This window comes from Paenibacillus glucanolyticus NBRC 15330, assembly GCF_004000885.1.
Classification (GTDB): domain Bacteria; phylum Bacillota; class Bacilli; order Paenibacillales; family Paenibacillaceae; genus Paenibacillus_AQ; species Paenibacillus_AQ glucanolyticus.
In genome coordinates this window covers 1-19,993 of the sequence record NZ_BIMC01000033.1, presented here as the reverse complement: position 1 = coordinate 19,993, position 19,993 = coordinate 1, and the positions used below count along the sequence as shown (strand labels likewise).

19 protein-coding genes and 1 riboswitch are annotated in these 19,993 nt (G+C 50.1%); all 19 genes read left to right on the top strand.

Annotated elements, in window-relative coordinates; all coding sequences use genetic code 11:
* Positions 1–57: 57 nt before the first annotated feature.
* On the top strand, positions 58–822 hold the full coding sequence (locus PGL02S_RS27105; RefSeq protein ID WP_006207410.1) for a TatD family hydrolase: 765 nt from the start codon (positions 58–60) through the stop codon (positions 820–822).
* A 206-nt stretch (positions 823–1,028) separates the two neighbouring features.
* Positions 1,029–1,243: riboswitch (cyclic di-AMP (ydaO/yuaA leader) on the top strand.
* Positions 1,244–1,515: 272 nt separating this feature from the next.
* Positions 1,516–2,703, top strand: a complete 1,188-nt coding sequence (locus PGL02S_RS27100) for a 3D domain-containing protein (RefSeq protein ID WP_006207411.1) — start codon at positions 1,516–1,518, stop codon at positions 2,701–2,703.
* 194 nt (positions 2,704–2,897) lie between these two features.
* Positions 2,898–3,449: a ribonuclease M5 gene (rnmV, locus tag PGL02S_RS27095; RefSeq protein WP_036640994.1), complete on the top strand. Its 552-nt coding sequence runs from the start codon at positions 2,898–2,900 to the stop codon at positions 3,447–3,449.
* Positions 3,446–4,330: a 16S rRNA (adenine(1518)-N(6)/adenine(1519)-N(6))-dimethyltransferase RsmA gene (rsmA, locus tag PGL02S_RS27090; RefSeq protein WP_036640985.1), complete on the top strand. Its 885-nt coding sequence runs from the start codon at positions 3,446–3,448 to the stop codon at positions 4,328–4,330. The genes rnmV and rsmA overlap by 4 nt, the downstream gene beginning before the upstream one ends.
* Before the next feature lie 115 nt (positions 4,331–4,445).
* Positions 4,446–5,348: a sporulation peptidase YabG gene (yabG, locus tag PGL02S_RS27085; RefSeq protein ID WP_036640982.1), complete on the top strand. Its 903-nt coding sequence runs from the start codon at positions 4,446–4,448 to the stop codon at positions 5,346–5,348.
* 291 nt (positions 5,349–5,639) lie between these two features.
* Positions 5,640–5,915 carry a biofilm formation stimulator Veg gene (veg, locus tag PGL02S_RS27080; RefSeq protein ID WP_006207415.1) on the top strand — a complete coding sequence of 92 codons (276 nt, stop codon included), beginning with the start codon at positions 5,640–5,642 and terminating at the stop codon, positions 5,913–5,915.
* Between the two features lie 232 nt (positions 5,916–6,147).
* Positions 6,148–6,330: a small, acid-soluble spore protein, alpha/beta type gene (locus PGL02S_RS27075; RefSeq protein ID WP_006207416.1), complete on the top strand. Its 183-nt coding sequence runs from the start codon at positions 6,148–6,150 to the stop codon at positions 6,328–6,330.
* 191 nt (positions 6,331–6,521) lie between these two features.
* Positions 6,522–7,376, top strand: a complete 855-nt coding sequence (gene ispE, locus PGL02S_RS27070) for a 4-(cytidine 5'-diphospho)-2-C-methyl-D-erythritol kinase (RefSeq protein WP_006207417.1) — start codon at positions 6,522–6,524, stop codon at positions 7,374–7,376.
* A 108-nt stretch (positions 7,377–7,484) separates the two neighbouring features.
* Positions 7,485–8,312, top strand: a complete 828-nt coding sequence (gene purR / locus PGL02S_RS27065) for a pur operon repressor (RefSeq protein ID WP_006207418.1) — start codon at positions 7,485–7,487, stop codon at positions 8,310–8,312.
* A gap of 183 nt (positions 8,313–8,495) precedes the next feature.
* Positions 8,496–8,780 (top strand): septation regulator SpoVG, encoded by a 285-nt coding sequence (spoVG, locus tag PGL02S_RS27060; RefSeq protein WP_006207419.1) that lies wholly within the window; start codon positions 8,496–8,498, stop codon positions 8,778–8,780.
* A gap of 110 nt (positions 8,781–8,890) precedes the next feature.
* Entirely contained in the window at positions 8,891–10,279 is a 1,389-nt protein-coding gene (gene glmU, locus PGL02S_RS27055) for a bifunctional UDP-N-acetylglucosamine diphosphorylase/glucosamine-1-phosphate N-acetyltransferase GlmU (protein ID WP_006207420.1), read from the top strand.
* 88 nt (positions 10,280–10,367) lie between these two features.
* On the top strand, positions 10,368–11,321 hold the full coding sequence (locus tag PGL02S_RS27050; protein ID WP_006207421.1) for a ribose-phosphate diphosphokinase: 954 nt from the start codon (positions 10,368–10,370) through the stop codon (positions 11,319–11,321).
* A gap of 152 nt (positions 11,322–11,473) precedes the next feature.
* The gene (locus tag PGL02S_RS28495) at positions 11,474–11,656 is read left to right on the top strand and encodes a hypothetical protein (RefSeq protein ID WP_174806180.1); all 183 of its coding nucleotides are present in this window, start codon (positions 11,474–11,476) and stop codon (positions 11,654–11,656) included.
* A gap of 128 nt (positions 11,657–11,784) precedes the next feature.
* A complete protein-coding gene (pth, locus tag PGL02S_RS27040) occupies positions 11,785–12,348 on the top strand; it encodes an aminoacyl-tRNA hydrolase (RefSeq protein WP_006207423.1) in 564 nt (187 codons plus the stop codon).
* Positions 12,349–12,471: 123 nt separating this feature from the next.
* Entirely contained in the window at positions 12,472–12,702 is a 231-nt protein-coding gene (locus tag PGL02S_RS27035; protein ID WP_006207424.1) for an anti-sigma-F factor Fin family protein, read from the top strand.
* Between the two features lie 186 nt (positions 12,703–12,888).
* Positions 12,889–16,416 (top strand): transcription-repair coupling factor, encoded by a 3,528-nt coding sequence (mfd, locus tag PGL02S_RS27030; protein WP_036640973.1) that lies wholly within the window; start codon positions 12,889–12,891, stop codon positions 16,414–16,416.
* Complete coding sequence (locus PGL02S_RS27025) at positions 16,400–17,485, top strand: peptidylprolyl isomerase (protein WP_036640969.1); 1,086 nt, start codon at positions 16,400–16,402, stop codon at positions 17,483–17,485. The genes mfd and PGL02S_RS27025 overlap by 17 nt, the downstream gene beginning before the upstream one ends.
* 315 nt (positions 17,486–17,800) lie before the next feature.
* Positions 17,801–18,343, top strand: coding sequence for a stage V sporulation protein T (spoVT, locus tag PGL02S_RS27020; RefSeq protein ID WP_006207427.1), 543 nt, complete (start codon positions 17,801–17,803; stop codon positions 18,341–18,343).
* A 199-nt stretch (positions 18,344–18,542) separates the two neighbouring features.
* On the top strand, positions 18,543–19,993 hold a 1,451-nt coding region (locus tag PGL02S_RS27015; protein WP_164762899.1), incomplete at its 3' end, for a polysaccharide biosynthesis protein.

Here is a 19,993-nt window from a genome sequence, read left to right as displayed (position 1 = left end):
GCAGTGCTGCAGGAAAATATACGACAAGGAAACGACAGGAAAGGAGAGGGTAATATCATGCTGTTCGACACGCATACTCATCTGGATGCTCCCCAATTCGACGAGGACCGGGAGGAAACCATCGCGCGGGCGCTTGAAGCCGGCGTGAGCCGGATGATTAACATCGGATTTAACCGGGAGACCATACCGACCACGATGAAGCTGGCAGAGAACTATGACTTTATATATGCAGCGGTAGGCTGGCATCCTGTAGATGCCATCACCATGGAGGATCAGGATCTGGATTGGATCGCCTCCCTATGCAGTCATGAGAAGGTGGTGGCTATCGGGGAGATTGGTCTGGACTATTATTGGGATACATCCCCAAAAGAAGTACAGCATCAAGTGTTCCGCCGCCAAATCGGACTGGCTCGGGAACTGAACATGCCCATTGTCATCCATAACCGGGATGCACATGAAGATATCGTAAAGATTCTGAGGGAGGAAAAAGCCGCTGAGGTCGGCGGTGTAATGCACTCCTTCTCCGGGAGCTGGGAAACGGCCAAAATGTGTCTGGATATGGGATTCCATATTTCATTTGGAGGACCGATTACCTTCAAGAATGCGAAGCAGCCTAAAGAGGTATTGGCGCAGGTTCCACTCGATCGATTATTGATCGAAACGGACTCGCCTTATCTGACCCCCCACCCCTTCCGCGGGAAGCGAAATGAGACCGCTTATGTAAAATTAGTGGCGGAGACCGCAGCCGAGATTAAGGGCATGTCCTTAGAGGAATTGGCCCAAATTACCACCAAAAATGCACTGGAACGATTTGGCATTTAACGAAATTGAGAGCAAAAGCGATGAAAAAGAGAGCATTTTCGATTAATTAAAGTTTTTTAATCAGAAAAGGCGTTGATATTACAATATTTTAACCATTTACATCAGAAAATGTGGTTGATTGTTGCTTTACAACCTGCATGTAAACAGGATATCATCTTTTCAGTGATAAGAAGCTGCGATGTGCAGATCGCCAGCCGAATATTTCATGAACCGTCTCGCTTAATCTCCGAAATTCTGGAGAACGGGGGAACCGATACTGCCGTGCATACAGGTCTGAATGCACCAAGCCGTATTTGATTTCTTTATCGGGTCTTTGGGGTGAATTTGAAGGATCTCGCCATGAGCGGGTATCCGGATATAGGGCGTCTCTCTTACGTCCGAACCCGACAGCTAACTCCGTAAGCGAAATAAGAGGGGAAATCTCGTGCATACCATTTCCATGATTCTAATCATCAGGAAGCCACGTTAGAGCCTCTAGTACTCTTTCAATGGCTTTCTTTTATTTTTGAATAATGGCGAAGGGATCATCATACTCTTGGTAATCAGGAGGTGGTGGTAGATGGACGGGAAGACGGGAATTGACGCAGGGTGTTAGATAGATAGCAGGGCGCCTTGTGAGAATAATTGCTATAGTCACGTCAAATGCATTCATGCGTTACTGAAGACGGCGGGACTATGAAGGAGGATGGAATAGTGGGCATTTTTCAACCTGAAGAAACCCATGAATCACAATCATCCAGCATGTCTTACGCATTGAGATGGAAGCATGACAATTTGCGTCAATTGATGTTGCTCGGCACGATGGGAGCCGTTACGGTATCACTTCTCGTTTCGTTGATTGTACATGATCAGACAGGCAAGGAAGTTCAGCTTGTGGTCGATGGTCGTGTCACCACAGTAGAAACACGTGGATCATTGCTGCAGGAATTGCTGGATGAGCAAGCGATCACGTTGAGCCCAGAGGATCAGATTTCGATGCCTCTAAACGGTGCGATCCAGGACGGCGACCGGATCATCATTGAACGGGCAGTTCCAGTCAAGGTTACAGTTGGCAGCAAAACCAAAACCATATTTACATCCCAGGATACGGTTGATCATGTACTGAAAGAAGCTGGCATTACGATCCAGGGTGAAGATATAGTACAACCGGCACAGCATACGAAGCTTACCAGCGATATGAGTATCAACGTCGTGCGCGTTACGAAACAAAACGTTAAGGAAACAGAAGACCGGGAATTTCGTGTGATTAAGACAGCCGATCCATCGCTCGAAAAGGGTGACAACCGCGTGATTCAGCGGGGTGAGTCCGGCATCATGGTAAATCACTATGAGAAGGTCTATCACGATGGCAAGCTGGTTTCCAAGACCAAGGTTTCCCAGGAGATTGAGCGCAGAACGAAGGACAAAATTATTGCTGTAGGCACGAAAAAAGTGGAGAAACCCGCTATTGCTCAAGCGGCAGCCACCGATGTGAAAGCAACACCGGCTAAACTCTCCGGCACGAAAAAGGTAACAACCGCCAAAGCGGTGGAGAATAATGTGGCTTCTCGGGCAGGCGTTGATTTTAAATACAAAAAGGTATTGAACAACGTGTCGATGACGGCGTATTCTGCCGAGCAGCAAGGAATCGGCACTCGGACAGCATCCGGAACACGTGTGACGGAAGGTCGGACGATTGCGGTAGATCCTAATATCATCCCCATCGGATGGTGGGTGTATATTGAAGGCATCGGCTTCCGTCGTGCGGAAGATACGGGCGGTGCCATCAAAGGAAACAAAATTGATGTTTATTACGATTCGTTGAAATCCGCCATGAATTTCGGACGTAAAAGCGGCCGTACTGTTTACGTGATCGGTCCGGTTAAACCTGAATTGAACTAAACGAATGAATTCCAATTTACAATGCCATTCTAATGCTATACTATTTAGCTTATAATAAATGATGATGAAGAAGAGGGAATCTTTCCTCTTCTTTTGTTTTGTAAAAAACGAGTAATAATATAAGGCCTATGGGGCTTGAAGCTGACCATTCGCTGTACAAGCCGGCCTTGCTTGGAAAGGAAGAGAGCAATCGCATGATTAAAGAAGTAATCGTTGTGGAGGGCAGGGACGACACGGTGGCCATTAAACGGGCCGTGGACGCGGATACGATCGAAACGGGCGGTTCTGCCATCAATAAGCAAATCCTTAAACGCATCGCGCTTGCCCAGGAGCGCAGAGGCGTTATTATATTAACGGACCCCGATCATGCAGGAGAGCGGATTCGGAAAATCGTGGAGCAGGGCGTGCCAGGCTGCAAACACGCCTTCATTCCGGAAGAGGACGCTACCCGAAAAGGGGATATCGGCGTTGAGAACGCCTCTCCTGAGGCCATTTTGCGTGCGCTGGAGAGGGTCCACACCTCCTTCGAGGGCAGAGAGAGCCTGATCAGTCTGCAGGACATGATGGAGGCCGGTTTATCGGCCCATCCGGAGGCTGCGGCAAGACGGATGGCGATGGGAAACCTGCTGGGCATCGGATATTGCAACAGCAAGCAGTTTCATAAACGACTGGCCACGTTTCAAATATCACGTGAAGAATTTCTGGCCGCGCTGACGCAGCTGGAAGAGGGGGGCGTAAAATCATGAGCCGGTTCGAGGATATATCAACACCAAGACGGACGAAGGAGATCATCTCACGTCATGGATTCTCCTTCAAGAAGAGTTTGGGTCAGAACTTTCTCATCGATCAGAATATTCTCTACAAAATCGTGGAGGCCGCAGGATTAGATGAGGATAAAGGAGCGCTAGAGATCGGTCCTGGCATCGGAGCATTGACGGAGAAGCTTGCACAGACTGCAGGAACGGTTACAGCGATAGAGATTGATCAGCGCTTGATTCCGATCCTGAGGGAAGTGCTGGAGCCTTATGAGAACGTGAAGGTTCATCATGAGGACGTATTGAAGGTGGATCTTCATGAGTTGTTCCAACAAGACTTTGCGGGCGTATCGAAAGTCAGCGTCGTTGCGAATCTTCCGTATTACGTGACAACGCCGATTCTGATGAAGCTGCTCGAGGAGAAGCTGCCGCTGGAGAATATCGTCGTGATGATCCAGAAGGAAGTAGCAGAGCGTATGGCTGCGGCACCGGGAAGCAAGGATTACGGGAGTCTCAGCATCGCTGTCCAATATTACAGTGAGCCTAAGCTGGTCTGTATCGTGCCGCATACGGTATTTATTCCGCAGCCCAATGTCGCTTCGGCTGTTATTCGCCTAGCCGTACGGGAAGAGCCACCTGTTAGCGTAGAAGACGAAGGGTTTTTCTTCGAAGTGGTACAGGCTTCTTTTGCACAGCGGCGGAAGACCATCGCCAATAACCTGAAGAGCCGGTTCTTTGCGGGTGAAGGACGTGAGCGGCTGGAACAGCTGCTGCAGGAAGCAGGAATTGTGCCTTCACGGCGCGGAGAGACACTCAGCATCGAAGAGTATGCCAAACTTAGCAATGTGCTGTACAACGCCGATATTCGATAGACCAGCGGATTGACGCATGCAGGGGGCCCTGGAAGGGGTTTAACATGATAAATTGAAGCTTCCTAAGAACCAATAGTCACAGTGGCCCATACCATAGGGTAGGGGTGATGTTGTGATGAACTTGGGAGACTTGGTCGTTCGTAAATCCTACGGCGGCGATGTAACGTTCCGGGTAGAAGGCATGCGGCAAAATAATAATATCGTCATCAAAGGGACGGAATTCCGGTTATTGGCCGACGCTCCCGTTAATGATTTGGTCACGGTCCCGCATCCCGCCGTAAGCGAACGAACAAAGCAGGCACAAATTAAAGCCAGTGAGTCGCTTGACCGCCTTCAGAAGCACCGTCAGGAGCAGAGCGAGCGTCAACTGGCCAATCTGCGAAATATCGAAGGCGACCAGCATGCGAATAAGGGATACTTTGACGTGCCGGGCAAGGTGCTGCATTTGGATGGAGATCCCCAGTACCTGAAGAAAAGTATGGCCTTGTACAATCAGCTTCGGGTACCAGCGGAAGGCCATTATATCAATGAGTCGTCGATGGCCGATTCATTATATCGTCTTCTTCCCCGGGTAAGACCCGATATCGTTGTGATTACAGGTCATGATGGTGTTCTCAAGAGACGACAGCCATACGACTTATATAGCTTGGACAGCTATAAAAATTCACACAACTTCGTCACGGCTATCCAGGTAGCGCGTCAGTATGAGCGGAATCTGGATTCCCTGGTCATTGTGGCCGGTGCGTGCCAATCGCATTTCGAAGCACTTCTGCAGGCAGGAGCCAATTTTGCCAGCTCGCCAGGGCGAATTCTCATCCATGCGCTGGACCCCGTGTATGTAGCTGCCAAGGCAGCTTATACGTCGGTCAGGGAAACCGTGAATATTCATGATATCGTCCATCATACGATTAGCGGCAGCCAAGGCGTGGGCGGAATCGAAACAAGAGGCAGCTACCGGATCGGTCTGCCCAAACTGCAGGATTTGTCAACTTTGAAGGTTACGCCTTCCGTTAGCTAGCCTTTAAAATCCTAGTGCTAGCGGTTGAATCAAGCCGCTGAGGACAAACCAAGAAGAACCCCACAAGCTGGGGTTTTTTTATTTTTTCTTTCGAAACTCAAAGAAATTTGTCAAAAAAAATACATAAAGCTTGTCATTTTAGCGCATATTAAAACAAATGAACACGAGAAATACGGGATCAAAAAAAATTCGTTGACAAGGTATTTTTGATGCTGATATAATTAATGTTTTTGAATTGACAAATGACTGAATCTTCGGTATAATGGACAAGGAAAGAGGTGGTCGTCGACAATGGCTAAAAATGCGCTGTTGGAAATCAAACGCAGTCTCGATGCCCATTTAGGGCAAAAAATTACGCTTCGGGCTAACGGTGGCCGTCGGAAGACCGTCGAGCGTACTGGTGTTTTGGAAGAAACGTACCCTTCTGTTTTCATTGTGAAGCTGGATCAAGACCAGCAGACTTTTAAACGTGTGTCTTACAGTTATGCCGATATTCTGACCGAAACCGTGGAAATCATGGTAACCGGTGATGACAACGAGATGCGAATCACCTATATCAAGTCATAACGATATGTCGAGAACAGTCTCCACTCACAGGGAGGCTGTTTTTTGTTGTTGCCAGCTCTCCAGAGGAATGACAAGGGGAGATGGAACGCATACTAAGGCTGCGCGGGTCTCTTCAGCCGCCTGAATGCGGCCAGTGGAGACTTAAGCCTTGAGGAGTTTTACGTAAGGCCTCTACAACGCGCTGTAAGCCGTTCATGCCATACTCAATACATTTTCCAAGGAGGCGGGTTTGATGAGCCGGAGAAGGCGCAGTATTATGTCAGATCAACTGAAGACCGAATTGGCTAAGGAATTGGGATTTTACGACACCGTGCAGAAGGAAGGCTGGGGAGGCATTAAAGCCAAGGATGCCGGCAACATGGTAAAACGGGCGATTGAGCTCGCAGAGCGGGCAGCTAGCAAATCAGATCTGTAAACAACAGGGCAGGGCCTTCCGTAAAGCGGGAGGCCCTGTTATTTTATTGCGGCTCAAGCGACACGGGTACGCTGCAACGGACGGTCCCATGACTTCATCGCCGGAGTTTGTTAAGATAGAGGCAATAGATGTTTTTCTCCGAATATGGTAAGTTCAAGCATATGGGAAAAGCTAAGGATAGGTGAACGTTCTTGAAAATATACGAAAAAGCACCGGCCAAAATTAATTTGATGCTGGATGTACTCCATAAACGTCCTGACGGCTTTCATGAGGTAGAGATGGTCATGACGATGATCGACCTCGCCGACCGGCTCGAGATGTCTGAACAGAGGCGGGACACCATCATCATCACCTCACAGGCAGGATACATACCGCTGGACGAGAAGAATTTGGCCTTTCAGGCAGCAAGACTAATCAAAGAGCGCTACGACGTGAAGAAGGGTGTGCACATTCACCTGGACAAAAAAATTCCCGTCGCGGCAGGACTCGCAGGAGGCAGCAGTGATGCAGCGGCAACTCTGCGTGGGTTGAACCGCCTCTGGGAGCTGAACATCCCCCAGCAAGAGCTGCTTGCGCTTGGCGCGGAGCTCGGCTCGGATGTGCCGTTCTGCGTAACCGGCGGCACAGCACTGGCGACAGGGCGCGGCGAGGTGTTGACGCCGATCCCGAATCCGCCGCAGTGCTGGGTGATCGTGGCGAAGCCGCCGATCAACGTATCGACGGCGGAAGTTTACGGCCGTCTGCGCAGCGAGCAGATCCAGCACCATCCATCCGCTGAGCGTATGGTAGAGGCGCTTTCGCAGGGCAGCTTCCAGTTGATGTGCCAATCGCTTGGCAACGTGCTGGAGGAGGTTACCTTGAAGATGCACCCCGAGGTTCAGCAGCTGAAGGAAGGGATGCTGAAGCTGGGAGCCGATGGAGCGTTGATGTCCGGAAGCGGACCTACGGTCTTCGGTCTGGTATCGAAGGAATCCAAGGTGGCCCGGATTTATAATGGTCTGCGGGGTTTCTGCAAGGAAGTGTATGCTGTTCGCCTGCTTACCTAGAAACGGTTATTATTGACAATTCGGGGGCGAATTTCAATTGAAGTTGTATAAATACGTACAAAAGTGTTATATTTAACATATAATATTCGGATTTAGCGAGGAACCCTAGTGAAAAAATTAAAACGAAGCGAACGATTGGTCGACATGACCCAATATTTACTATCCAAACCGCATACGTTGATTCCGCTGACGACGTTCGCCGAGCGATATGGAGCGGCCAAGTCATCGATCAGTGAGGATTTGGCGATCATTAAGGACGTATTTGAGAGTGAGGGGCTCGGAGAGCTCCAGACGCTGGCTGGTGCAGCGGGCGGAGTCCGGCACATTCCGAAGCTGCGCAAGGATCATGCGCTGCGGTTTGCCGAGGAGCTGTGTCAGCAGCTTCAGCAATCGGACCGGATTTTGCCGGGGGGTTACCTGTACATGTCGGATCTGCTTGGACAGCCTTCGCTGATGAACGAGGCGGGCAAGATCATTGCTACCGCATTCTCGGACCGGGATATTGATGTAGTCATGACGGTGGAAACCAAGGGGATTCCGCTGGCTTATGCGACAGCGGCCCAGCTGAACCTGCCGGTCGTACTAGTTCGCCGGGACCATCAAGTGACGGAAGGATCGGCCGTAAGCATCAATTATGTATCGGGCTCACACAAGAGCATTCACACCATGTCATTGTCCCGCCGGGCGCTCAAAGAACGCTCCCGTGTACTGATTGTGGATGATTTTATGAAGGCGGGGGGTACCATACAAGGTATGGTCGATCTGCTGGGTGAATTTAATGCCGAAGTCGCAGGTGTAGGTGTATTGGTAGAGTCGGGAGCGGTTGAAACCGAGGAAAGGCTTCTGGAGGACTATATCTCACTCGCCATCCTAAGCGATGTGGACTCCAAAACGAAGAGGATTACCGTGAACCCAGGTAATTACTTCGAAAAATAGGATCGCGATATTTGTCGATATAATAGCGTTTTCATTCGAATTTGCCCGAAGTCTGTCGAAAATATCACTTTCTAAAAAAAATTCCTGTTTTTAGGACATTTTATAGTAGAAAAAAGAAGGATTTCGGGTTTGCTGTGTGGAATTATACACCAAGTCTCTGATGGAAAAAGGTGGTGAACACATATGCAAATTACGGATGTCAGACTCCGCCGTGTTAACTCTGAGGGGAGAATGAAGGCAATCGCATCCATTACCATCGATAATGAATTTGTCGTTCACGACATTCGCGTCATCGACGGAAACAATGGAATGTTTGTTGCAATGCCGAGCAAACGCACTCCTGATGGAGAATTCCGCGACATTGCCCATCCCATTTCTTCCGGTACCCGCGAGAAGATTCAATCGGCTGTATTGGCCGAGTATGAGCGCGCGGCTACAGAAGAAGAAGTGATTGAAGAAGGCGCTTAAGTTCTACAATTGGGGTTCAAGGAAAAGAGAGCCATACCTATGGCTCTCTTTTCTTTTTTTGTAGAATGATATATATTCAGTAGTGAGTTCAAGAGGAGGAGGCATGGCCCTTGAAAAGATTTGCTATTGTGCTCGCCGCTGGGCAGGGCAAACGTATGAAATCCAAACTATATAAAGTGCTGCATCCTGTTTGTGGCAAGCCGATGGTAGGACATGTATTGCAAACGGTACAGCAGGTGAACTGTGAACGCAGTGTTGTGGTCGTTGGTCACGGCGCGGAAGCCGTCCGCACATATCTGCAAGACGCAGCCGAATATGTTCTGCAGGAACAGCAGCTCGGTACGGGTCACGCTGTGAAGCAAGCCAAGGAACTTCTTGGCGCTGAGGAAGGATCCACGATTGTCATTTGCGGGGATACTCCACTGGTGACTTCAGAGACACTGGAAAATCTTTTGAAGCTTCATGAGAGCAACAACGCGGCCGCTACGGTGCTTACCGCGCATATGGACAACCCCAAAGGCTACGGCCGGGTCATCCGTGGCGAGGATGGCAGTGCACTTCGGATTGTCGAGCAGAAAGACTGCAGTCCGGAAGAGGACGCAGTTACTGAAATTAATACCGGTACCTATTGTTTTGACAATAAAAAGCTATTCGCTGCACTGGATAAGGTAACCAATCAGAATGCGCAGCAAGAATATTACCTGACCGATTGCATCGGTATCCTGAAACAAGCCGGCGAGACCGTGCTTGCTTATCAGACGAATGATTATGCGGAATCGATTGGCGTCAACGATCGTCTTGCGCTATCAGAGGCCGAAGGCTTCATGAGAGAGCGCATCAACCGCACGCACATGTTGAACGGTGTTACTATCATTGACCCTGCTTCGACGTATATCGGTGCTGATGTCACTATTGGTTCTGACACCGTGCTCTATCCCGGTACCATCCTGAAGGGGAATACGGTGATCGGAGAAGACTGTGTGATCGGACCCGATACGGATATTGAAGACTCCGTTATCGCGAATGGTGCCAGCGTCAAACATTCGGTGCTCAGCAGTGCTGAAGTCGGCTCGCGGACATCGGTGGGGCCTTTTGCTTATCTCCGCCCAGGCGCCAAGTTGGGTGAAGATGTGAAGGTTGGCGACTTCGTTGAAGTGAAGAATGCCACGATTGACAACGGCTCAAAAGTATCCCATCTCAGTTATGTTGGCGATGCCAAGGTCGGCAAGAACGTCAATATCGGCTGTGGAGCGATTACTGTCAACTATGATGGTTATAATAAATCCATTACCGAGATTGAAGATGATGCATTTATCGGCAGTAATGTGAATTTGATTGCACCGGTGAAGGTAGGCAAGGGCGCATTCGTTGTTGCAGGCTCCACCATTACGCATTCGGTTTCCGACAATGATCTGGCCATTGCCAGACAGCGTCAAGAGAACAAGCCTGGATATGCAGAGAAGATTCGGGCACGCGCTATTGCTAAGAAGAACAAGTAAATCGTAATACGCCTGCTTCTCTCGCGAAGATGGGAAGCGGTGATCGGATAGCCTAATTCAACGAACCAGCACGGAGGGTTTTTATTCTATGACTTATCTTGATTCTAAATTAAAAATATTCACGTGTAATTCCAATCCTAAACTTGCTCATCAAATCGCTGACTATATCGGCATTCCGATGGGGGAATCGCATACAACCAGCTTTAGTGACGGCGAGATTCAAGTAAAGCTCTCCGAGAGCGTACGGGGCTGCCACGTATATATCGTACAGTCTACCTGCCTGCCGGTGAATGATAACCTGATGGAACTGCTGGTTATGGTCGATGCGCTCAAGCGGGCATCCGCGAAGAGCATCAACGTGGTAATTCCGTATTACGGATATGCCCGTCAAGACCGTAAAGCGCGTTCGCGGGATCCGATCACTGCAAAGCTGGTTGCGAACCTAATCGAGAAGGCAGGAGCTCATCGCGTCATAACGATGGACCTGCATGCGATGCAGATTCAAGGCTTCTTTGATATTCCGGTGGATCATCTGCTCGGCGTACCGATTCTTGCACAATACTTCCGCTCGAAGCAGATTGAGAACCCAGTCGTTGTATCTCCGGATCACGGCGGTGTGGTTCGTGCAAGAAAGCTGGCTGATTTCCTGAATGCTCCGCTGGCCATTATCGATAAGCGCCGTCCGGAGCCGAACGTCAGTGAAGTCATGAACATCATCGGGAATATCGAAGGCAAAACAGCCATTCTGATCGATGACATTATCGATACAGCCGGAACGATTGTGCTGGGTGCCAACGCGTTGATGGAAGGCGGCGTAAAAGAAGTGTATGCGTGCTGTACACATCCGGTTCTCTCGGGCCCTGCCCATGAGCGTCTGGAGAACTCTCCGCTGAAGGAAGTTGTTGTAACAGACACCATTCCGATCACCAATCCTAATCCTAGCAGCAAGCTGACCGTGCTGTCGGTTGCTCCATTGATGGGAGAAGCCATCATTCGGGTTCACGAGGAATTATCGATTAGTAAATTGTTTGAAATAGAATAATAAACCGTGCCGGACAGGGTTACATCTCCTTATTAGGAAATGTAGCCCTTGTCGGCTATGGTGACTTTGGCTCGGCCTTACCCCGGCATCGCAGTTGAACAACTGTGAAGTAAACGTTTTCATAATAGAGGCCTGTTAATACACGGTTGGCCATGTCAGTATCCGGGCCTGGAAATGAAAGTGAACGTACTCCGATTGTACAGCGTTCCCTCAAGCTCAACAAAATAGGCGTCGACTGCAGTGATCAGACCCACGTCTATGTGACAACCGAGTTCATAGACTTGAACGGGGATGCCATGCTTCATATGGTATTGAAAATGGCTGTGATGCGTTAATTTCTGTTCAAAAGCTTTCAATGCCGATTCACCTTCTTATGAGGGCATTACGCCAATAGGTTTTGTTCATATTGTACTCAGAAATGCGCAAAGAAGAAAGTATAAATCGTGAAAGGAATCAACCAGTGATGAAATGGATTGTCGGACTGGGCAACCCTGGTCCAGCTTATGAGAAGACACGCCACAATGTTGGGTTCATGGCACTGGATGCTCTGGCGGAGCGTCATGGCATGAAGTTCAATCAGAACAAGTGCAAATCGGTCATCGCCGAAGGGATGATTGGCGGTTCCAAGACCGTTTTGATCAAACCGATGACCTTTATGAATCTCTCAGGCGAGGCTGTACGCGCCTATATGGATTATTATAAAGTAAATCTGGAAGATATGATTGTAGTTTATGATGATTTGGATACCGTCGTTGGCAAGATCCGTCTGCGCTATCAGGGCAGTGCGGGAGGACATAATGGCATCAAATCCATCATTCAGCATACGGGCACTCAAAGCTTTAACCGTGTCCGCATGGGAATATCCAGGCCGGAGCCGGGTTATGCCATCGTAGACTATGTGCTGGGCACCTTTCCGAAGAAGGAGCGTGAGCAGCTGCAGAGCATGGTGGAAGAAACCTGCGATGCGCTGGAGTTCAGCCTGGATCATACCTTTGAACAGACGATGGCGAAGTTTAACAAATCCTAGAGGAGCATCATATGATGCAGACATACAAGAGATGTATTGAGGCTCCCGAAGCAGAAGAACAGCGTCTTAAACAAGGAAAGTCCGGGCATACTGAAGGTATATACGACCTTCAGGAGGCATATGATGGCGATAACCTATGTTTGTAGACACTGTCGAGCGTTTCAGGGCCGCATCGATTCCAATCATGTATCCGAAGCACGTCTTGGTTTTGATTCCTTGACCCCTGAGGAACGCAAGGATATAATAGCGTATGATTTTAACGGAGAAGTTATGGTTCGGGTAACCTGCGATCATTGCAGGGAAGCGCTCGAAGCCCATCCGGAGCTTAGTCTTTTGGCAAATCCCCTGCAATGAGAGTATAATGGGGTACACGATGCTTTTTCGTAGAAGACATACAGTGGCATAGTCTGCCGCTGCCCTAGCCTTGGCAGTTTTGCTCAAGGCTTCTTTTCGGTTATAATTTTTTGGCAAATGTTTAAAATTCCATGAGAAATAGATTCTAGGAAATTCATTTCTTTTGCATAAGAGAGGTGCCCCCTTTTGTTACAAGCACTTATTGATGTATTTTCGAAGGATTCGGATTTCAAATCCATTACGGCCGGGGTTAATGCCGGTATGAGGGAGCAATTGATCTCTGGTCTTTCCGGGTCGTCCAGGCAAATCTTAATGGCTGCACTGCATCAAGACCAGCAGCGCCCGCTGCTCGTTGTGACTCATAATATGTTTTCAGCCCAGAAAATCGCGGATGATCTGCAGGAAGCGCTACCATCAGATCAAGTGCTGTTATACCCAGCGAATGAACTGGTAGCGGCTGAGTCGGCGGTATCAAGCCCCGAGACTCTGGCACAACGGATTGATGTACTCGTCCGCTGTGCCAGGGGCTTCCGGGGTATTGTCGTTGCGCCATTTTCCGGCGTGCGCCGGCTTCTTCCAGCACCGGAAGTGATGTCGGATGCCCGGATCGTGCTTCATGATGGCGGGACGCTTGTGCTGGATTCCTTCTTGAATCGGATGGTTGAGATGGGATATGAGCGGGTGGAACGGGTTGAGAGCCGCGGTGAGATGAGTGTCCGCGGCGGCATCATCGATTTCTATCCGATGACAACGACGATGGCCTACCGTATTGAGCTGTTTGATGAGGATATCGACTCGATTCGAACATTCGACCCCATCGATCAGCGCTCGATTGATAAGGTTCGGGAAGTGGTCATCACGCCGTGCAAGGAGATTATTGCGGATTCGGAGCGGCTCAGCCGTACGGCTGATACGGTGGTTCGTCTGCTGGAGGCGCAGCTCGAACGTATGAGTGACCTCCAAGCCAAGCTCCGTTTGCGGGATGAAATACACCGCGAAGTTGAAATGTTGCGCGAGCGGATTTATTTCCCTGAGCTCTATAAATATATTTCTTTGTTATATCCGGAGAAGACCAATCTGTATGATTACATGCCGAAGGATACCATTCTGATTATGGATGAACCGGCACGTCTGCTCGAAACAGCGAAGCAGTTGGAACGGGATGAGGCCGAATGGAATTTGCATCTGATGCAGAATGGCAAATCCCTTCCGGAGCTGCCGTTGTCGCTGGATACGGAGGAACTGATCTATCAGCATCCATATCAAAGCCTGCTGATCTCGATCTTCCTGCGTCAGGTGCCAAGAATGCAGCCGCAGAACATCATTAATGTCATCACGCGCGGCATGCAGGATTTCCATGGTCAGATGAACGTGCTTAAGGCGGAGATGGAGCGCTGGAAGAAATCTGGCGTTCAGGTCATGATGCTGGCGGGCGATGCGGAGCGGATGGACCGCATGCGGCGAGTGCTGCAGGACTATGGCATTGACGAGCCGGTGATGCTTGAAGGGCATCTGCAGAATGGCTTCGAGATGCCTTCTGTCCATGCCGCCATCATTACAGAGAGCGAAATGTTCTCCTCGAAGCAGCGCAAAACTCGCAAAAGCACGAAGAATATGGACAATGCCGAGCGTATCAAGAGTTACACAGAGCTCAAAGTCGGCGATTATGTGGTGCATCAAAACCACGGTATCGGGAAATATATGGGGATCGGGACGCTGGAGATCAACGGGATCCATAAGGATTACATGCATATTTTGTATGCTGGTGGCGATAAGCTGTCCGTTCCGATTGAACAGATCGATCTTATCCAGAAATATGTCGGTTCTGAAGATAAAGAGCCGAAGGTTTACAAGCTGGGCGGAAATGAATGGACCCGGGTCAAGAACAAGGTCCGTTCCTCCGTTCAGGATATTGCCGATGATCTGATTAAGCTGTACGCCGAGCGTCAGTCCGCTCCCGGATACGGATTTGAGAAAGATACGTCAGAGCAGCAGGAATTCGAGGACATGTTCCCTTATGACGAGACACCCGATCAACTCCGTGCCATTACCGAGATCAAAAAAGACATGGAGCAAAACCGACCGATGGATCGGCTGCTGTGCGGCGATGTTGGTTACGGAAAAACCGAAGTGGCGGTTCGTGCTGCATTCAAGTCGGCCATCGAAGGCAAGCAGGTTGCGGTACTTGTACCGACAACGATTTTGGCGCAGCAGCATTACGAGACGTTCCGGGAGCGCTTTGCCAATTATCCGATCAACATTCAGGTGCTGAGCCGTTTCCGCAGCCGTAAGGAACAGAATGAGACGATCAAAAAGGTGAAGCAGGGTTCCGTCGATATTCTGATCGGTACACACCGCTTGCTGTCTCAGGATATTGTGTTTAAAGATCTGGGACTGCTTATCGTGGATGAAGAACAGCGGTTTGGCGTTACGCATAAGGAGAAATTAAAGAAGCTGAAGACCAATGTCGACGTGTTGACGCTGACGGCAACGCCGATTCCCCGCACATTGCATATGTCGATGCTCGGCGTTCGGGATTTGTCGGTTATTGAGACACCGCCGGAGAATCGTTTTCCGGTGCAGACTTATGTCGTGGAGCACAGCCAGACCCTGGTTCGAGAAGCTATCGAGCGTGAGCTGGCCCGCGGCGGTCAGGTCTACTACCTCTACAATCGAGTTCAAGGCATTCAGGAGATGGCCGCTCAGATATCCATGCTTGTGCCGGAGGCCAGAGTGGGTGTCGGCCACGGTCAAATGTCGGAGACAGAGCTGGAGAAGACAATTCTCGACTTCCTGGATGGCGAATACGACGTATTGGTCAGTACAAGCATTATCGAGACGGGTGTCGACATTCCGAATGTAAACACATTGATCGTGCACGATGCGGACAAAATGGGTCTCTCCCAGCTGTACCAGCTGCGCGGACGTGTAGGGCGTTCCAATCGCATCGCTTACGCTTACTTCACGTACCAGCGCGATAAAGTATTGACCGAAGTGGCGGAGAAGCGGCTGCAATCGATCAAAGAGTTCACGGAGCTTGGCTCCGGATTCAAGATCGCGATGCGGGACTTGTCGATTCGCGGTGCCGGCAATCTGCTTGGAGCGGAGCAGCATGGATTCATTGCTTCTGTCGGGTTCGATCTCTACTCGCAGATGCTGGCTGAGGAAATTCAGAAGCGCAAAGTCAGCATGCTGGGCGAGCCTGCGCTGCCGACAAAAGATTGGAATACATCCATCGATCTGGGCATTGACGCATACCTGCCATCGGATTACATTTATGACAGCATTCAGAAAATCGAAATTTATAAAAAAGTGGCGGTCGTCTCGTCCATTGAAGAATCGGCTGAGCTTGAAGATGAGCTGCTTGACCGCTTTGGCGAGCTGCCGCTGGCGGTAAGTAACCTGCTTGCTGTTTCCCGCTTGAAGGTATATGGTCGTACGTACGGGATCGACTCGATTATTCAGCGCGGGGACGATGTGCTGCTGCAGTTCTATGAAGGACAGGACAAGGCGGTTAATACAGCAGGTCTTGCGCAGATTGGAAATATGTTTGAAAGACGTGTACAATTTGAACAAGGACCTGCGATGGCTATTCGCATTAAAGGCAAGGGACTTTCCGATCAACAATTGTTAGAATTGCTGGAGCAATTCCTGGAGGCTGCACAAGGGCCATTCAACCTGAAGGGAGAACTACAAAATGCCGTTAAGAAATAAAAAGGCATGGAAGACATTCATTGTATCCATCACAGCCGTACTATCCATGTCGATGATCGCTGCATGCGGAAACGACAAAACCGAGGGTGCCAAAGAAGATAACAGTAAAGTCATTGTGAAATATAAAGGCGGAGAAATTACCGAGAAGGAATTCGATCTGGAGCAGCGCATGATCCAGTTCATGTCTCCGGAATACGCCCAATTTCTGCAGATGGATGAATTTAAAGAGTATTTGGCCAAGCAGGGCGTAGCGTATGAATACCTGTATGCCAAAGCTGACGATAAAGCAAAAGAAGCTGCCGAGAAGCAAGCCGATGATCTGCTCAAGCAGCAGAAGAACGGTATGGGCGAAGATCAGTTCAAAGCAGCTTTGGAAACGCAGAAATTGACCGAGCAGGACCTGAAGAACTACATGCTTCGTGTTCTGACTGTAATGGAGCACGAGAAGAATCAGGTCTCCGAAGAGGATATCAAGAAGGATTTCGAGGCAAACAAGAAGGATTATACCAACATCAGCGTTCGCCATGTCCTGGTGAGCTTTAAAGATGCGGAAGGCAAGGACCGACCAGAGGGAGAAGCCCTTAAAATCGCCAAGGAAGTGGAATCCAAGCTGAACAAAGGCGAGGATTTTGCCGCAGTAGCGAAGGAATATTCCCAGGATCCGGCCTCCAAGGACAAGGGAGGTCTGATTGAGAACAAACCTGCGGGTTCTTGGGTGCCGCAATTCAAGGAAAAAGCTCTGACGCTTGAGCTGAACAAAATCAGTGCTCCTGTTGAGACGGATTACGGCTACCATGTCATGAAGGTGGAGAAGCGCGAGGAAGTGGCTTATGACAAGCTTCCTGCCGATCAGAAGGAAGGCATTCTGAACGAGCTTGCTTCCGCGAAGATCGATAACTTCATGCAGAATGAGCTTAACGATCTGATTGAGAGCATGGATCTTCCGAAGAGCGAGAATACGGACAAGCCTGCTGAAGGCACAGGTGACGAGCAGAAGGACGGCACAACCGATAAACCGGCTGAGGGTGACCAGACGCCGGATGCTGGCAAGGAAGACACGGGCAAATAATTTGACGGACAAGCGTCCCGTTAATTATCTTGTGCTGCGCTGCCAATATTCAAGTATTGTAAGACAGCGAATGGCTGAAATGGCGGGATTTGTAATCCATAACGTGCGAAATCGCGCGTTATGGATTTTTTTCCCCAAGACCTGATGAATTTATTTTTGGATTTCGCAACCAACAGAGGGTAGATGATGTATAAGGAATTGGGAATGGATGAATACTATGGTCAGACATTAACTCTTATATACCTGGGGACATCCTCTTCCCGAATGGAACAGTAGTTGAAAAATCTTCTTAATGAAAGTGGGGCAACAAGTGACATGAAAGCTACTGGTATCGTCCGCCGTATTGATGACCTCGGGCGCGTGGTCATTCCGAAAGAAATTAGACGCACACTGCGGATTCGCGAAGGCGACCCGCTCGAAATTTTCGTTGACCGGGATGGAGAAGTCATTCTGAAGAAATATTCACCTATCGGTGAATTGGGCGATTTTGCGAAGGAATATGCGGAATCCCTTTATGAGAGCACAGGTCACATCACGATCATCTCTGACCGTGATACCTTCATCGCTGTAGCAGGCGGCTCCAAGAAGGAGTATTTGGACAAGCCGATTGGCAACCTTCTGGAGAACTGCATGGAGAATCGGAAGACGGTTCTGGAAAGCAACAGCGGTACTTATGAGATCAGCAAAGACAACCCGGAAGCCTTGTCCGCTTTTGTGGTTGCGCCTATCATAGCTGGAGGAGATCCGATTGGCAGTGTTGTGCTGATGAACAAGGATGAATCCGTGAACATGGGTGAAATGGAAGTGAAGATGTCTGAAACGGCCGCAGGCTTCCTCGGCAAGCAAATGGAACAGTAAGACGAGGATATGACGCCTTGGATGGAGACTCCCGCTGAATGTTGATCTTAGGATCAATCGACAGTTGGGAGTTTTTGTTGTCTGATATAGTTTTGTACCGCTCCCCTACCCTTGGTTATAATGGAGATACACATGACGGCATCCGTATTATGGTTGATTGGTGATCCGTAAAGATCATGTAGGGGATTGGAAGAAGGCTATGAAACCAGATCAAACAGGCGTAAGGCTCCTGCGGGGAGCGTTTATTCTCAGTGCGGCCGCGATTCTGTCCAAGCTGATTGGAACATTGCAAAAAATACCGCTGCAAAATATGGGCGGAGATGCCGTATTCGGCATCTACAACACGGTTTATCCGTTTTATATGATGATGATTACCCTTGCGGCTGTCGGTTTCCCGGCTGCCGTCTCCAAATATGTGGCGGAGTATGAGGCGATGGGACGAACCGAGGACAGCCACCGGCTGCTGAAGCTGTCTTCCATCACCTTGGTGCTGTTTGGTCTAATCCTGGGTTTCCTGATGTATGTTTGCGCTCCATGGATTGGCCTATGGATCGGAAGCAGCCAAGTGGTTCCTGCGCTTCGCGCAGGTGCATTGGCTTTGGCGTTCGTTCCCTGGATGGCGGTACTGCGGGGTTATTTTCAGGGTCTGCACAATATGGTGCCAACGGCGATTTCCCAGATTACGGAGCAGATTGTCCGTGTAGGGGTTATGATTGCGCTGCTGCTCTACATGATTCGTGCCGGAGCCCGTGCAGATATGATTGCGGCCGGGGCGCTCCTGGGGTCTGCCGCCGGCGGTGCAGCCGGGCTCTTGGTGATGGGGCTGTACTGGCGGAAGCACATCAAGGGGTATCAAGGCAAGGTACATGGAGGAGAAGGAAGTTCAACATTCGGCATACCGGATATGAACGATTCGGGGCAGCATGCCGATGTAACTAAAGAGGGAGCAGGTGTTCTAATTCGTCGCCTGCTTGCCTACGGCATCCCGGTTTGCCTCAGTCTGCTTGCGGTTCCTTTGATTGGACTGGTGGACACTTTCACAGTGCCACGGCTGTTGAAATCCAGCGGGCTTGGCGAAGCGCTGACGATGGCGGAGTTCGGGATCTATAACCGGGGTCTGCCGCTGGTCCAGCTGGTTACGATGCTGGCTGCCTCCTTGTCGGTTCTGTTTATTCCTGCACTGGCGGAAGCCAAGTTCAGAGGAGAGTCAGACCGTGTTGCAGGGCAAACCCGTATGGCCCTTCGCTGGTTCTGGCTGATCGGGATGACGGCCTCCGTAGGACTGGCCGTGCTTGCCGAGCCGATTAACATCATGCTGTACGAAGATGCAGCCGGTACGGGGACGATGCGGGTGATTGCCTTCACGGCGGCCGGAGGGACGCTGAGCACGATTACAGCCGCGCTGCTTCAGGGCATCGGCGTCGTGAAGGCGCCAGCGCTCCATCTGCTGGCAGCGGCTGGACTGAAGCTGCTGCTCAACCTGCTGCTGGTGCCGCAGCTGGGCATTACCGGCGCAGCCATCGCTGGCGTGGCTGCGCACCTGACCGCCGCAGCGCTCAATCTCGCGCTGCTCTCACGCAGTGCCGGCGCACGGCTTGACGCCGGCGGGCTGCTCGCGAGGACGCTGCCCGTCCTCGCAGCGGTGGCGCT

Bases quoted from the DNA above. Each gene is read 5' to 3' on its own strand.
- pth (WP_006207423.1), top strand. From the start codon at position 11,785: ATGAAATGGATTGTCGGACTGGGCAACCCTGGTCCAGCTTATGAGAAG.
- rnmV (WP_036640994.1), top strand. From the start codon at position 2,898: ATGATTAAAGAAGTAATCGTTGTGGAGGGCAGGGACGACACGGTGGCC.
- veg (WP_006207415.1), top strand. From the start codon at position 5,640: ATGGCTAAAAATGCGCTGTTGGAAATCAAACGCAGTCTCGATGCCCAT.
- rsmA (WP_036640985.1), top strand. From the start codon at position 3,446: ATGAGCCGGTTCGAGGATATATCAACACCAAGACGGACGAAGGAGATC.
- PGL02S_RS27025 (WP_036640969.1), top strand. From the start codon at position 16,400: ATGCCGTTAAGAAATAAAAAGGCATGGAAGACATTCATTGTATCCATC.
- spoVT (WP_006207427.1), top strand. From the start codon at position 17,801: ATGAAAGCTACTGGTATCGTCCGCCGTATTGATGACCTCGGGCGCGTG.
- PGL02S_RS28495 (WP_174806180.1), top strand. From the start codon at position 11,474: ATGTCAGTATCCGGGCCTGGAAATGAAAGTGAACGTACTCCGATTGTA.
- PGL02S_RS27075 (WP_006207416.1), top strand. From the start codon at position 6,148: ATGAGCCGGAGAAGGCGCAGTATTATGTCAGATCAACTGAAGACCGAA.
- spoVG (WP_006207419.1), top strand. From the start codon at position 8,496: ATGCAAATTACGGATGTCAGACTCCGCCGTGTTAACTCTGAGGGGAGA.
- PGL02S_RS27035 (WP_006207424.1), top strand. From the start codon at position 12,472: ATGGCGATAACCTATGTTTGTAGACACTGTCGAGCGTTTCAGGGCCGC.
- PGL02S_RS27050 (WP_006207421.1), top strand. From the start codon at position 10,368: ATGACTTATCTTGATTCTAAATTAAAAATATTCACGTGTAATTCCAAT.
- yabG (WP_036640982.1), top strand. From the start codon at position 4,446: ATGAACTTGGGAGACTTGGTCGTTCGTAAATCCTACGGCGGCGATGTA.
- PGL02S_RS27105 (WP_006207410.1), top strand. From the start codon at position 58: ATGCTGTTCGACACGCATACTCATCTGGATGCTCCCCAATTCGACGAG.